Origin of the sequence: Pseudomonas sp. R1-15 (genome assembly GCF_051132085.1) — a bacterium.
Taxonomy (GTDB): domain Bacteria; phylum Pseudomonadota; class Gammaproteobacteria; order Pseudomonadales; family Pseudomonadaceae; genus Aquipseudomonas.
Genome location: NZ_CP071660.1, coordinates 5,907,540 through 5,922,346 on the forward strand (window position 1 = coordinate 5,907,540; position 14,807 = coordinate 5,922,346).

Annotated in this window: 10 protein-coding genes; all 10 read right to left on the reverse strand. The window is 65.6% G+C overall.

Annotated elements, in window-relative coordinates; all coding sequences use genetic code 11:
* Positions 1 to 31 precede the first annotated feature (31 nt).
* The 10 genes from J3P97_RS26830 to tssJ are packed head-to-tail and all read right to left on the reverse strand — an operon-like array spanning position 32 to position 14,802.
* Positions 32 to 1,759, reverse strand: coding sequence for a formylglycine-generating enzyme family protein (locus J3P97_RS26830; protein WP_434570884.1), 1,728 nt, complete (start codon positions 1,757 to 1,759; stop codon positions 32 to 34).
* Entirely contained in the window at positions 1,752 to 2,948 is a 1,197-nt protein-coding gene (locus J3P97_RS26835) for an ABC transporter permease (RefSeq protein ID WP_434673115.1), read from the reverse strand. The genes J3P97_RS26830 and J3P97_RS26835 overlap by 8 nt, the downstream gene beginning before the upstream one ends.
* The gene (locus J3P97_RS26840) at positions 2,948 to 3,664 is read right to left on the reverse strand and encodes an ABC transporter ATP-binding protein (RefSeq protein WP_434570880.1); all 717 of its coding nucleotides are present in this window, start codon (positions 3,662 to 3,664) and stop codon (positions 2,948 to 2,950) included. Before J3P97_RS26840 ends, J3P97_RS26835 begins: the two co-directional genes overlap by 1 nt.
* Positions 3,664 to 6,750, reverse strand: coding sequence for a protein kinase domain-containing protein (locus tag J3P97_RS26845; RefSeq protein ID WP_434673116.1), 3,087 nt, complete (start codon positions 6,748 to 6,750; stop codon positions 3,664 to 3,666). The genes J3P97_RS26840 and J3P97_RS26845 overlap by 1 nt, the downstream gene beginning before the upstream one ends.
* Positions 6,747 to 7,478 (reverse strand): PP2C family protein-serine/threonine phosphatase, encoded by a 732-nt coding sequence (locus J3P97_RS26850; protein WP_434570876.1) that lies wholly within the window; start codon positions 7,476 to 7,478, stop codon positions 6,747 to 6,749. The genes J3P97_RS26845 and J3P97_RS26850 overlap by 4 nt, the downstream gene beginning before the upstream one ends.
* Positions 7,479 to 8,135 carry a type VI secretion system-associated protein TagF gene (tagF, locus tag J3P97_RS26855; RefSeq protein ID WP_434673117.1) on the reverse strand — a complete coding sequence of 219 codons (657 nt, stop codon included), beginning with the start codon at positions 8,133 to 8,135 and terminating at the stop codon, positions 7,479 to 7,481.
* The gene (gene tssM, locus J3P97_RS26860; RefSeq protein WP_434673118.1) at positions 8,132 to 11,632 is read right to left on the reverse strand and encodes a type VI secretion system membrane subunit TssM; all 3,501 of its coding nucleotides are present in this window, start codon (positions 11,630 to 11,632) and stop codon (positions 8,132 to 8,134) included. The genes tagF and tssM overlap by 4 nt, the downstream gene beginning before the upstream one ends.
* Complete coding sequence (locus tag J3P97_RS26865; RefSeq protein ID WP_434602264.1) at positions 11,629 to 12,939, reverse strand: DotU family type VI secretion system protein; 1,311 nt, start codon at positions 12,937 to 12,939, stop codon at positions 11,629 to 11,631. The genes tssM and J3P97_RS26865 overlap by 4 nt, the downstream gene beginning before the upstream one ends.
* A gap of 6 nt (positions 12,940 to 12,945) precedes the next feature.
* Positions 12,946 to 14,280 (reverse strand): type VI secretion system baseplate subunit TssK, encoded by a 1,335-nt coding sequence (tssK, locus tag J3P97_RS26870; protein ID WP_434673119.1) that lies wholly within the window; start codon positions 14,278 to 14,280, stop codon positions 12,946 to 12,948.
* A 15-nt stretch (positions 14,281 to 14,295) separates the two neighbouring features.
* On the reverse strand, positions 14,296 to 14,802 hold the full coding sequence (gene tssJ, locus J3P97_RS26875) for a type VI secretion system lipoprotein TssJ (protein WP_434673120.1): 507 nt from the start codon (positions 14,800 to 14,802) through the stop codon (positions 14,296 to 14,298).
* Positions 14,803 to 14,807 lie beyond the last annotated feature (5 nt).

Sequence of the window (14,807 nt, forward strand, 5' to 3'; positions counted from 1 at the left end):
AGTCCCTTCCAAGCTCGCTGACAACGAACACTCAAGACCGCTGAGCGCTCGATGCGAGCAATTCCTTCAATATCGCCGCCGGGTCGGCTCGTTTCTGCTGACGATAATCCCCGACATGACGAACGAATAACGTTGCACGCGCCACCAGGCTCTTGCCCAGTACCGGTTTGCGCTCCAGCTCTTCCTTGATGCGCTGGAATTGCGCCTGGATCACGGCATCGGTGTAGCGCGTGCCGGTTGCCAGGTTGTCGATGTAGATCGCCACCGCGCCATCCAGCGCGCTGCGGCCGTTGTCGATGGCCGTGGCGAACAACGTGGCGCTGGCCTCGTCCTTGGCGTCCAGGGCCGCCTGCCGGCTGTTTTGCAGGTTGGTCAGGCGAATGTTGTAGTTGTTGATGGTCTCCGCCACCAGGGCCGAAGACTGGATCAGGTTGCCCGCCGCTTCCTCGCGCTGCTGGGCAATGAGCGAGACGTTGCGCTTGAGTTCTTCGTTGACCAATCCCAGCTCGGCTTGCAGGCGCGGGTCGGCGCTGGCGGCGATGATGCTGTCCAGGCGCTTGGTCGGGTCTTCGGCATCGTCGATGGCATCGGTGAGGGACGCGAGCCGGCCTTCCTTCTGCCATTGGGCGAACAATTCCTTGTAGCGCGAGCGCGGCGCCGACAACGCCCCGACGGCCACGCGAAAGCCGGTGGTTTCGTTGCTCTGTTCGGTGCCATCGGCGGCGAACAACGGGTACTCGCGGCGCATGCCGGTAAACAACGTGCCCTCGCCTTCCAGGTAGTTGCCACCCTTGACTACAAAACCGCCATAGGCGCCCTGACGGCGGCCGGCGTGCACAAGCTGGAAGGATTCCTGGACCATCTCGGCGGCGTTACCCACCACGTCGAACAACCCGATCGGGTTCGGCAGCTTGGTGCCGATGGGCATCAGTCGCGCCGCCTGGCCGGTGCCGCCGGCGACCTGGTTGAACACCGCCCACTCGGCCAATGGCCCGTCGCTTTCGCTGCCTTCCAGGCGGCGCGGAAACAATCGTCCTTCCAGGTCCTGGCGGCTCACGGCATGTCCACCACGGGCGGCGAATTCCCATTCGACCTCGGTGGGCAGGCGCACGAAGCCCAGCCCACCGTCTTCAGCGGAGGTACCGCGGCCGCTGACCGGCAACAGGTCCTTGTGGTATTTCATCAGCCAGGCACTGTATACCGCCGAGAAGCGCTCGGCCTCGAACTTCGACAGCTTCACCTTGGGCAAGCGCCCGGCCATGCCTTGGGGCAACTCGGCCAGCAGCGCCTCGCAGGCCGGTGCCGGCTCGCCGCTGGCCAGCGATTGCGCCTGCGCCATGACCTGGGCGTACTGGCGGGCGGTAACCTCGTATTTGCCGATGAAGTACAGCATCGGCTTGAGCGGCGTCTTGGCGTCAGTCTTGGGCATCAACGGCGTGATGGTCTTGTTCCAGTCCTTGGGCAAGTCCTTGAGGGTGAACTGGCCGTTGATGAAATCGCGCCGGTAGCCGGAAATGAACGACTGTTGATAGCCCGCCTCGCCTTCACTGAACGGGTAGCCGAGGCTGATCTCGCGGTCGTCCAGGGTGCCCTGGGCGAGGATGTAGACGTAGCGGAACACCATCTGCCCCTCGCACGGCAGCGGCAGGCTGACGTCGTCGGGCAATGGCTTGGGGTTATCCAGTTTATCCGTGCCTTCATCAGCCCAGACCAGACCGGCCAGGCTCAGCGCCACGGCGGCGCCCAATAACTTATACATCGCGAATTCCTTCACACGCCTGGATGCGCGCCACCCGCCAACCGCCACAGACCGCCGCAACGGCACTGACGCCGAGCACGGCCACCAGGGCCAAGGTGTAATGACGCACCAGCAGATGGCTGGCGTATTCGCCGGGCATCTGCGCAAATAAATGATTCAGGCCCGACTGCGCCAGGCCATACAGGCCAGCACTCAGCAGGGCCGCAAACGTGGCGCTGTAGAGCGCCTGCAAGACCACGAACAACAACAGCGCCGCGGTGGACACACCCAACAGGCGCAACACCGACAGCTCCCGGCGCTTGCGCTCGACGGCCGCCAGGGCACCGGCAAAAATCGCCGCGAACGCACCGGCCAGCGCCAAGCCGGCGATGATCCAGAACACGATCGACAGGTTGCGGCTCAACGATTGCACTTGTGCGATGGTCTGGGCCTGGGTCGACACCAGCAGGTTCTGTCCGGCGAAGTACTGGCGCAGCGGCTCGACATCGCCGAGGCTGCGGGCATACAAACGAAACGCCGGATAAACCCGCTGCCCAGCGTCGCCCAGTGCATCGCCCGGCCAGCCGAACGCGGGCACGGCCCGGCCGTCGCGGTAGTCCTCCGCCGCCTCAAGCAATGCCAGTGGCGCGAACAGACCGTCCCGGGCGAAGGCCTCCAGCGGCAGCACCTGCAGCACCTGCACCCGAGTGCGCTGCGCCTCGCTGCGGCCAGCCACCTGCCGGCCGAAACTGGCCTGCAACCAATCGCCGGCCTTGGCGCCGAGTTTTTCCGCGGCGGTCTGGCTGAGCACCACTTGCTCCAGGCCTTGCGGCACCGGCAGTTGGTCGAACAGCGGATCGCCCTTGGCCGTGGGAATCATTTCGACCGTGACCGCCGAAGCCTCATTGCTCAGGTCTGCCGTGGCCGCGATCTGCCGAGTGCGCGGCAAGGCGAAAGCCACGTCGTTGCGCTGCCCCAGTTGTTCGACGAATCCGGCGCTGAAACGGCCACCGCCGAGGGGGATGATTTCCCGGGTCGCGGGGTCACGTTCCAGGCGTTCGGTCAGGCTGCTGACCAGGCCGAACTTCAAGCCGAACAACACCAGCAATGGCGCCACCACCGCGACCAGCGCCAGCACCGAACAGGCCGACAGCCAGGCGTCGTTGCGATAATCCTGCCAGGCCAGGGAAGCCACCAGCGCGCCGCGCATCAGCAAGCCTCCCCAAGGGTGGCGGTGACGCCGCCGTCCGTGTCGCGACGGCAGCTGATACGCCGCACCTGCAAGCCGCTGGCGCGGGCCAGCGCCTCGTCATGGGTGGCAACGACGCAGCACACACCCTGCTCGCGGGCCTGGGTCACCAGCAAGTGCATGACGCGCTCGGCGTTCAACGGGTCCAGCGCGGCGGTCGGCTCATCGGCCAACAGCAGGCGCGGGCCATGGGCCAAAGCGCGGGCGCAACTGACCCGCTGGCGCTGACCCACGGACAGGTCCGTCGGTTTCTTGTCCAGTTGATCGGCGATGTCCAGTTGTTCAGCCAGGCGCGTCACGCTGCCGTCATCCTTCAAGCCCAGCAATTTGCGCGACAACGCGATGTTGCCGCGCACGTCCAGGAAACCCAGCAGGCCTCCGGTTTGCAGAACATAGCCCAGGTGACGGCTGCGCAGCTCGGCCAAGGTGTCCTGTTGCGACGCACGCCACAGTTTGGCGATGTCCAACGGTGTATTGGCGGGCGTGAAATCGAATTGCCCGGCCTGATCCGGCGCCAGCACCAGGGCGAGCAAATCCAGCAGGGTGCTCTTGCCGCAGCCGCTGGGGCCGACTACCGCCAGTTGTTCACCGCCACGCAGTTGCAGCCGTGGAATCACCAGGCTGTAGCGCTGGCCGCCGGTGCCCCGGCTTTTGTGCACGGCGTTCAGGTTCAGCATCACGGCAACGTCGACAACGGAACGCGGTACAAGGCATCGCCCGGCTCGGCATCGCCGAAACGCACCCAGTTGGCGAGATCGTTGTGGAAGGTTTCGTAGAGACGGATCTTCGACTCCAGCTCGTCGATGAAATCTTCCTGCTCGGCCACGCTCAAGGACAGCCACAGGTCCTGGGTCATGTTCAGCGACTTGCTGCGGTACGGCAGCCCTTCCAGGTACTCGCCGAGGATGCCGCCGGTGGCGAGATTGCCGCCCTTGCGCAGGGCCGACGGGTCGCGGCTCATGTAGGCGCTGGCACTGGCGATTTCCTGGAAGAAATCCTTGGGCGAACTTTGGGTCTTGCGGGCCGCGTCGACGATCAGCTTCAGCGATTGCTGCAGGTCGTTGAGCTGCAGCTTGGTCAGCATCACGCAGACCTGGAACGCCGGCAGCGCCGGGTTGGTCAGGTCGCGGTCGGCGGTCCAGGCGCTGACCAGTTGCGGCGCCTGGCTGGCGCTCTTGCGGCCGAGGAAATCCATGTGCATGGCGTAACCGACCGCCGCCGATTTGTCCGCCAGGCTTGGCGCGGCGCTGAGCAGCGGCACGCTTTGCGGCTTGTTGCTGCGCACCTGGTGCACGAGATCGGCGAACACCGAGCCGATCTCGTCGACCCGCTCGCCGAACTTGCGCACGTCGGCGCCCGGCACCGGGATGTACAGGTCGCCGATCTGCGGATTGGCGTCGGCCGTCAGGGTGCGGTACTGGGTCTGGGCGCCGGCGTGGGTTTTCTTGCCGGCGTCGCTGAGCAGGTGCAGGGCGTAGATCTTGATCTGCTTGCCCAACGCCGCCTGGCGCACTTCGGCCTCGTTCATTTGCGTCGCGGCAAACGGGTCGTTCTTGCGCAGGGCACCGGCATCGGTCACCAGCAGGATCAGGCGCCCGCCGTAACCGGACCAGTCCATGCCTTCCACGGCTTCCATGACCCCGGCAAACGCATCCTCGTTGAACGAATGGCTCGACACGGTAGACGCCTTGACCTGCCGCGCCATCTCCAGGAAGCGTTGCGGGTCGCGACCCTGCTCCAGCGTGATCAGAGTCTTGGCGGTGTACTCCAGGCCCGGGGTCTTCTTGATGCTGCTGCGGAAACCGACCATGCCGAAGCTGACGCTGTCCAACTCGCCACGTTCGCCGATGCGGGTCTGCAACTGATGCACCACGTCGCGGACCTGATCGATATAGGGCTGCATGGACACGGTGGTGTCCACCACCAGCACCACCGCGGTACGGAACGCGTCGGCATTGGCGGAGGTGATCGGCGTGTTGGTCGCGGCCTTTTGCGTGTTGCCGGGGTCGATGGAGGCGACGTTCAGCAACTGCACCGGCTGGCCGTTGTCGTCGAAGCTTTCACGCGAATCGAAGATCGGCAACAGGTAGAACTGGTTTTGCGGTACGGCGCTGGCGGCCGGTTCCAGGGCCAGCACTTGCTGGTTGTCCTGAGGGCTTTGCTGGGCCTTGAGCAACGCATTTTTCGCGGCCGAAGGGTTCGCCAGGAGCTTTTCCACTTCGCCGGGCTGGCGCAGGAACATCACCGGCGCACGGCCGGAGCGTTCGGTGAACTTGAGCACCAGGCTCTGTTTCCAGTCGCTGACCTGGGCAGCAGGCAGCCAGCCGTCGCTGCGCCCGTCGGTGGCCGCGCCGACCCGCACCCAGGCGCTGCCATCCACGTCCTTGCGCTGATACACATACAACACCGAGAACGCCGGCAGCGACTTGCCCGCTGCGGCGCCCGGCGCGTCGGCGAGTTTCGCCCCCGGCTTGCTGAGCACACGCTGGAACAGGGTTTTTTTACCGGCCATCAGCAATGGTCGCTGGCCGCCATCGGCCTCGGTCGCCACGGGGGGCTGAGCCGGAGGCGCGACGGGAGGCTTGACCGCTGGCACTTCCGGGGCCTTCGGTGGCTTCACTTCCGGTGGCTCGACCGAGGTGGTCGTAGTCACTGGCGTCTTCACTTTTTTGCCATTGTCACCGGCCAACCACCAATAACCTGCGCCGCCCAAGGCCAGCGCCACGGCGACCGCAACGGCGGCCAGGGCGAACACTGGCCGCTTGCGTTGCTCCGATACCGGCGACTGAGGCGTCGGTTTTACCGGCGGTGGGACCGGCCTGGGCTGCGGTTGTGCGTAAGCCGGGCCACTGGGAATGTCGATGGACATGGGCGTCAGGCCGGCCAAGTCATCCACCGGAGGCGGCGCGACAGGCAGCTCAAACGACAACGGCCGGATCAGCGTCGCTTCCGACGATTCCTCTGGCAGGTTATCCAACGCGCGCAGCAACGCAGTCGCATCCGGGAAACGCTCCGCCGGATCCTTTGCCAGCAGTTTGCGCAGCACTTCCTGGTAACGACCGTGGTGCACCGGCAATTCCGGCAGCGGTTCGGTCAGGTGGGCCAGGGCCGTCGACAGCGCGTCGTTGCCGATATACGGCAGCTTGCCGACGAGGATCTCGTAGAGCACCACGCCCAGGGCGTACAGGTCGGCGCGGCCGTCGATGTCTTGCCCACGGGCTTGCTCAGGGCTCATGTAGCTCGGTGTGCCAACCGCGAAACCGGCTTGGGTGAACTGGGTGCGGTCGTCCAGGGACTTGGCGATACCGAAGTCCGACAGCACCGCCGTGCCATCGGCGCGAAACAGGATGTTGGCCGGCTTGACGTCACGGTGCACCAGGCCCAGGCCGTGGGCGTACCCCAGGGCCGAAGCGATCTGGCGGATGTAGGTCAGGCCCTGCTCCGGCGTCAGGCCCGCGGCGATGCGTTCCTTGAGCGTGCCGTTGGGCAGGTATTCCATCGCCATGTAGTACAGCTCACCGACATTGCCGATGTCATGGATGGTGACGGTGTGCGGGTGCGACAGGCGCGCCAGGGTCTTGCCCTCGCGCAAGAAACGCTCGCAGAAAGTCGGGTCGGCCGCCAGCGCCGCGGCCATGACTTTCAACGCGACCTTGCGCTCAAGCGAACGCTGGGTCGCCAGGTACACGCTGGCCATCGCGCCTTCGCCGATCTCGCCATCGATGTCGTAGCCGGGGATGACAATATTCAGGGGCAAGCTCATGACGGCACCTTCACAACGACCACGGTGATGTTGTCCGGCGCGCCGCGCATCAGACCCAGGGACACCAGGCTGCTGGCGATTTCGCCGGGCTCGTCGTGGCTCAATACTTCTCGGATTTCTTCGTCCTCGACGGTCTTGGTCAGGCCGTCGCTGCACAGCAGGTAGCTGTCGCCGGGCACCAGCAGCAGCTCGGTCATCGCCAGGTTCAATTGCGCCTCGACGCCGATGGCGCGGGTGACGATGTTGGCCCGCGGATGCACGCGGGCTTCGGCCTCGCTGAGCAAGCCGCTGTCCTGCAGATCCTGGACATAGCTGTGGTCGCGCGAGATGCCTTCCAGCACGCCGTCGCGCAAGCGGTACAAGCGGCTGTCACCGGCCCACAGGCACATGCCCCGCAGGTCGCGCGTGGCCAGCACCACCACGGTGCTGCCCATCATGGTCACGCCACGGTTGGCGGTTTCTTCGCGCACGGCGGCGTTGACCCGCAGCAGGTCGCTTTGCAGTGCCGCGATGTATTCGTCCAGGGAACGGCCCACCGCAATGCTACGCAGGCTGTCGACAATCAGGCTGCTGACGTAGTCGCCCGCCGCGTGCCCGCCCATGCCGTCGGCGACCACCCACAGGCCGTTTTCCGGCAGGTCCAGGCAGGCGTCCTCGTTGACCTGGCGGACCATGCCGACATGGCTTTTGCTTGCAGACTTGAAGGCTTTTCCAGCACTTGGACGCATCTACACAACACCTTCTTGGCCGAGCAAAAATTGCGCAAAATCAGCGGCGGCCGGCAGTCCCTGGCACCGCATCAAACCGGGGGCGATGCGCTCCGAACCCTGGCCCCACCACAGGCTGACGCCTTCGCAAGCCGACTCGGCGAGGGCGCTCATTCGCCGCTGCGAATCGGTGGCATCGAAGCGATGCAGGCTGGCGAAGCGACTGCTCGGGGTGCGCGGCAGGTACATCGGGTCATCCAGGGTTTCCAGCTCCGCGTTGAAGGCTTCGAAACTGGCCTCCACGTTCAGTGTGCTCAACAGCAGGTTCTCGACCCGCTCGAACCAGTCGTCCGCGCCGCCGACCACCGAGGCCGGGTCGGCATCCGGGTCGAGCAACGCTGCAACGGTCAGCGGGAAATACCGCCCGACCCGGTCAATGCTTGGCATCACCACGCCAACCGCAGCGTCCGGCCCGCAAACGCCGGGCGCGACCATGAAGCGCCACAGCGGGCTGACCAGATAGGCATCCAGCCAACGCTCGCCGAGGCTGGCCTGGCTGGCGAGCAAACCCGCCGCCAGCCACGAGTCCCACGGGCCGATAAAACTCTGCGGCAAGCCACGGCTGACGAAGTCCCCACGGCTGGCCAACTTTCCATAGAAACCCGCTGTACTGCTCATAGACGCTCCGGCAGGCTGAAGCCACTGAGTACCCGGCTCTTGAATGGGTTGAAGGCGCTGTTGGCCCGCAACTCGTAAGAGGCGCTGGCGCCATCGACCCGCAGCCGCAGGTTGAAGCGATCCGGCGAGTTGCCAGCGGTCAGGTCCGACTGCTCCAGCAATCGGAACCAGGCCCATGGCCCATCCAAGGTGATGCCGGAACGACCGCTGGACGACGGCGGCATGATCGAGATGCGCACCACACCGATGCTGCCCGGGTTCGGCCATTGCATGGCGGTCGGCCGGCTCGGGCCGTGGTCGTAGCTCAACTGCTGGCCGTCGAGGTCGAGCAGGAATTGGGTGATGGTCGAATCCATCGCCACCGGCTTGAGCTCGAAGCGCACCATCGGCTGCGTGCCGCCGGAACGGAAGAACGCATCGCGAATGGTCGCCGCGCGCTGGAAGGTTTGCAGCACACCCGGGGAAATCCCGAGCTTCTGCGCGGCGCCCGGCTGCCAGCGCCAAGTCTGCGTCGAGGTATCCACGTACGGTTGCAGGTATTTGCGGAAGTAGTTGTCCATCACCCCGCCGACGCCGAAGAACTGGCCGAAGTCATCGAGGGTCGCGTCCCGCGCACTGCCCGGCGACATCGGATAGCGCCCGGCCAGGGATTGGCGATAGATGTTCACCACTTCGCTGGTCCAGGCGGCGTTCAGTTGATTGCGCACCCCGCCCATCATGGTATTGGTGGTGGAGTTGACCACCGACTTGACCAAGCCCTGCACCAGCGGTGGCTGGCGTTCGGCGTTGAGGCTGACGCGGGTCGCCGCGGCCGACGCCTGGTTCTTGGCCTCGCCGAGCAAGGCGTCGCCGCTGGCGCCGACCATGGCGCTGACCTGCACATACAGGGCGTTCATGTCGGACAGCAGGCCGTCGATGGCCGCCGGTTCGCCTTCGCTCTTGCTGACGATGCTGTTGAGCTCGGCGAAGTGCGCGGTGATCGGATCATCGCTGGTTTGCGGCGCGTTTGGCGTTGCCTGCTCCTGGCCGAGCAGGCTGCCGAGGCGCTCCTTGAGCTTGTCCACGCCGTCGCCCGCCGGTACGCCTTGGGCGGCGAGCAGGCGTTCGTCCTGTTGCAGGTCGGTTTCCTTCGCCACCGCCACCAGCAGTTTTTTCAGCGGCGAGGTCGGGCCGGAAATCACCCGCAGCACATCGGCGGCCTGGGCCACGCTGGTGATCGGGACGAAGTCGATGTCGGCCAGCAAGGCGTCCCATTGGCGCATGTAGTCCTGGAAGTACAAGCGACGCACATCGGCGGCGAGGCTGGCGACGTTCTGCTGGTCGGCCTGCTCAAAGCCCAGCACCCATTGCTCTTCAGCCAGGGTGCCGGTCTGGCTCAGGCTGCTGAGCAAGAAGCCTTGGCGGTAACCCTTGACCGTGAAGAAGCCGCTCAGCGGCTCGCCCAACGGCTTGCCGCTCTTGCGGCTGAACACCAGCGCGGCGTCACGCCCGGCGGCTTCGTTGATGCGGAAGTCGGGGATGCCGTCGGGCAGCTTCTGCCGTTTGATGCGGTCGTAGACGCGCTGGGCCACCGGCAATTGTTGCAGCTGGCGGCGCAGGTCTTCGATCAGGCGTGGGTCCAGGCGCGCGGTCGGCGGACGCCGCTCGAACAGCGCCTGCAAATGCCCGGTCAAAGCCTGACGCTGTTCGGCCGGCAGGTCGCGCGGCAGGCTGCGGTCCCAATCGAGGGCGATCCAGGCCTTGATGAAGTCGGCGTCGTAATGCTCGTTGTCGGCGAGCATCAGGTAAGCCTTCAAGCCTTCGTAGAGGAAGTCCGAATTGCCGCCGCTGTGCAGTTGCTCTTCGATGCGCGTCAGCAGGCGGGGCGCGAACACCGCGATCAAAAGCTTGCGGTAGACGCTGCCGGACTCGGCTTCGAGCATGTCGCCTTGATACAGGCCCAGGCCTTCGGCCCAGTCGGGCGCGTCACCGGCCAAATGCTTGACGGCATTGAGCAACGGCAACACCGCGAGCACGTCGCGCTGGGCCGGGCTGAGGTTCTGCACGGTCTGGCCCAATGGCGCGACCTTCTGATCGACCTGGGCGATATAGGCCTGGTTGGCGCGGTAGCTGACCCACCACAACGTGCCGACCACCAGCACCACCAGCACGGTAGACGCCAGCACACCACGGGCTATCCATTTGCGCCGACGCTCGACCTTCGGGTCCACGCCCACCAGCCCGCGCTCGGCGAACGCCACGGCGCTGAAGAGTTTTTCGATGAAGTAACTGCGCCCGGTACCGGTCTGGCGCGCCAGGTGCTGGCGGTCCAGGTTCATGCTTTGGGCCATGGAGCCGATCAGGCGATCGATCGGGCTGCCTTCCTGGGTGCCGCTGGTGAAATACACGCCACGCAGCAACACACGCTCTTCGAACGCATTGGGTTTGAACACGCCGTCGAGGAAGCTTTGCAGGCAATCCTTCAATGCACCGAACTGCTGCGGGAAGCCGTAGATCAGGTCGCGCCGCGCCGGGTCGCGTTCCTGTTGCAGGCGCTCGACCAGGCGGTCGTTGAGGCGCTGCTCGAGCAGGGCGAATTCGCTTTGCAGGTGCGCCAGCGGGCTGTCATTGCTCTTGCCGTCGTCCAGGGTGAAAGTCATGCCCCAGACCTGGGCACGCTCTTCCTTGCTCAGGTTGTCGAAGTACTCCATGAACCCCGGCACCAGGTCGAGCTTGGTGAGCATCAGGTACACCGGGAAACGCACGCCCAGCTGCGTGTACAACTCCTGGATCCGCAGGCGGATTGCCGCCGCGTGGGCGGCACGTTCGGCGTCGCTGCCCAACAGCAGGTCCGAGAGGCTGATGGCGATGAACGCGCCATCGATCGGGCGTCGCGCCCGCTGTTTTTTCAGCAGGCCGAGGAAGCCCAGCCACGCGGCCTTGTCGACGGTCGCATCGCTGTCCTGGGTGGTGTAGCGACCGGCGGTGTCGAGCAACACCGCCTCGTCGGTAAACCACCAGTCGCAGTTGCGCGTGCCACCGACACCGCGCACCGCGCCGGCGCCCAATTGCGCCGCCAGCGGGAAATGCAGCCCTGAGTTGACCAGTGCGGTGGTCTTGCCCGAGCCCGGTGGGCCGATGATCACGTACCACGGCAACTCGTAGAGATTGCGCCGCTCGTCACCGCCCAGCTTGGCTTTCTTGAGCAAGGCCAGGGCCTCGTCCATGCGCTGGCGCAAGGTTTCGAGCTCTTCGGCGGTGGCGATGCTGGTCGGGTCCGGCGGAGTCTGCGCGGCCAGGCTGCGCATGACTTCGGCGGCCTGCCGGCGGGCCTGGATGATGCGGAACAGGCGATAGGCGATCCATACCGCAAACACCAGGATGATCAGCGCCCAACGGCGCCCTTCAGGCACCAGCCAATCGAGCAGCGGGCCGACGAACCAGATGATCAGGCTCAGGGCGATCAGCCCCAGCAACGGGATGACCCAACGGGTCATGAAACTGAAAAACGCCTTCACTCGACCCCCTCCGCCAATACTGTGATTTCAACCCGACGATTGCGCGCCCGCCCCTCGGTCGTGGCGTTGGACGCCAACGGCTCGGTGTCGCTGCGGCCTTCGGCGCTGAAGCGCTCGGGCTGGCCGGTCTTGGCCGAAAGAATGTCCAGCACCGACCTGGCCCGTGCTTCGGACAAGGCCCAGTTGGACGGAAACCGCAAGGTCGCGATCGGGCGATTGTCGCTGTGGCCGGTCACCAGCACCTGGCCCTTGACCTTGCGCACGGCATCGGCGATGCGCAGCATCAACGGCTGGAAATCATCCTTGATGCTGGCGCTGCCGGAGGCGAACAGTTCATCGCCACGGATGGTCACCACCGAGCGGTCGACGGCGTCTTCCACAGCAATCCGGCCGGCTCTGATTTCATCGGCGAGGAACCCGGCCAGGCGCGGACGTTCGATCACTTTCGGCTGGACCACTGGGCGGTCGATGGTCTGCACCGGGATTTCGCCGAGGAAATGAATATTCTTGAACACCGGCTCGGCATCAGCGGCCAGCTTCATGCGCAGGCCGAACAGCAACGCCAGCAACAGGGCGACGCCAATGGCCACGGCGATCCATGGCGGCATGAACTGCGCCAGGCGATCGCGGGCCACGGTGACCCCACGCCAGTGCGGCGACAGCTCGCGTTCGTAGTCGCCACGGGCGCTGCGGATGACCGCTGCGGTGCGTTCGCGCAGCGCTTCCAGTTGGCTGCGGCCGTCGTTCATGACCCGATAGCGCCCTTCGAAACCCAGGCACATGCACAGGTACAAAAGCTCCAGCAGGTACAGACGCTCGCGCGGGCTTTGCAGGCAGTGCTCCAGCAACTGGAAGACTTTCTCGCCGCCCCAGGCTTCGTTGTGGACGGTGATCAACAGGCTCTGCTTGCCCCAGTCGCTGGTGCCGCCCCAAGGCGTGCTCAGCACCGCCTCATCCAGCGCGGTGCACAAGGCGTAGCGGGCCAGCAAGACGTCGTTGCGCACCACGCCGGCGGCTTCGGCGCGCTCTTCGAACTGGCGCAGGTAGGCCAGCAATTGGGCGCGCAAGCTGGCCGGTGCCGGGTGGGCGATGGTGCTGCGCAAGCGCGTCAGCAGGGCCAGCAGCGGGCCGGCGGCGCTCTCCAGCGGGTTGAGGCCCTGGGCCTTGCCGGTCAACAGCGGCGCGGCCGGCATCGACAGCGGCGCCGTCGCGGGTGCCGGTTGCGGCCGCCCCGGGTCCGGGCGGAAAGGGTCCGCGCCACGGCCACCGGGGGTCGGCATGAACTGGGTACGATCGTCGTTGCTCATCGCGATTTATCCTCGGATCGCCCAGAAAGCCAGGTTCAGCCCCGGGAACTGGCCGGCGATGTGGAACGCAAAGCCGCCGGAGTTGCTCAACTGTTGCCAGTGATCGCTGCCCCGGTCCAGCTCGTAATAGGTGGATCCGGCGTGGTACGGAAGCTGGCGTGGCGCCACCGGCAACGGCAGCAGGCCGATGCCCGGCAGTTGCAGGTTGACCAGGTCGCGAATGTGCTCCACCGAGCCGACTTTGCTCTGCTGGCCGAAGCGGCCGCGCAGGGTTTCGGCGGGAACGTCGGCGCGCACCACGAGAATGAAACTGGCGCTGTCGAGCAAGGTCTTGTCGGCCAGCATCGCCACATGGATGCCGTAGGCTTTCTCGACAATCGGAATCGGCGTGGCCTTGCTGTCGATGAGCATCGACAGCGCCTCGCGCAAGGCTTGCATCACCGGCGTGAAACTCAGCACCAGGTCATCGTGCTGGTACTGCGGATATTCCTGCGGGCGGCGGCCGGATGCGGTAAAGGTCGAGAACTCCCCGGCCAGGCTCACCAGCTCGCTGTAAAAACGCTCGGGGTGCAGCGGGCTCAGCTGACTCAGGTGCTGGATCAGCGGCTGGGCGCGGTTGACCAGTTGCAGCAGCATGAAATCGGCAATCTCCGAGGCCCCACCCGCGCCGGAGGCCACAACCCGTCCGGCCAGGGCTTCGCCGCGCTGGTGCAGCAGGCCCAGCAGCTCACTGCGAAACGCTGCCAGTGACTTCGAAGCCGCTACGTCCAGCAGCGGCGGGATGTAATTTTCATCCACCACCAGGGCGCGGTCGGCGCGTTTTTCCTTGATGCGCACCACACCAATCGCGGCGTAATCGCCGATACCATCCTGGGCGGTCAGCAAACGCAGCGCCCGGGAACCCACGGCCACCGGCGCGCGGTTCTCGAACGGCGCATTGTCATCACGCACTTCGCAGACCTGGCTCACGTAGCGCGCGGCGCCCAAGGGTTCACCTTCGTCCACGGTGTCGCGGGCGCCGGCGCGCTTGAGCGGCAGGGCCAGGTACACGAGGCCGTCACGCAGGTTGTCGTCGATGTTCAGCGGCGTCGGCGCAACGTCGTCCTGGGGAATATTGAACGGCGTGCCGTCGGGCAGCAGGCCCTTGGCCGAAATGATCGCCAGCTTGCCCTGGGCCAGCAGGCCCTGATCGATCAGCAATTCGGAAAAACCCCAGGCGCCGGCCGACAATGGGCGGCTGCGGGAATCGATAAGGTTTTCCAGGTAACGGTCATGCTGCTGGAAGTGCTGCGTTCCAATGAACATGCCTTCCGACCAGACCACGCGATTGTTCCAGGACATGGGGGCTCCGATTGCTTATTGGGCAGGGCTGGATGGGGGGACGACGACGGCGCTGCGCACGGCACGCACATCGAGGCTGATCTGGTATTCGGTGTATTGGCGCGCCGGGACATTCATCACCGTGCGCCACAGCGACTGGTCCAGCTCGCGATAGCCCACCAGGATTCCGATGTGCCGGGTGGCCGGGTCGAGATCGCGTTGCAGGCTCAGTTGCTGGTCCGGCTGGATCAGCACTTCGTCCTGGTCGATCAGGTCAGCCCCCAATGTCGCCTGCGCCCGTTCGGCCAGGGCGAAATAGTCGGCGCGGGCAAAAGTGGCGGCGTTCTTCAACTCGAAAATGCGCACCCGTACCGGCGCCGGCTGGCCGCTGGCGCCGGGGTTGAGCCCGGCGATGGCGTGGAAGTGCAACTCGACGGCGGCGGTGTTGGCTTCAGCCTCTTCGGGCTGGGGAGCGGCCGCATCCTTGGCGCACGCCGTCAGCATAAGTGCTGCGGCGACTGCGAGTAAAAACCTGGGAATCATCCTGC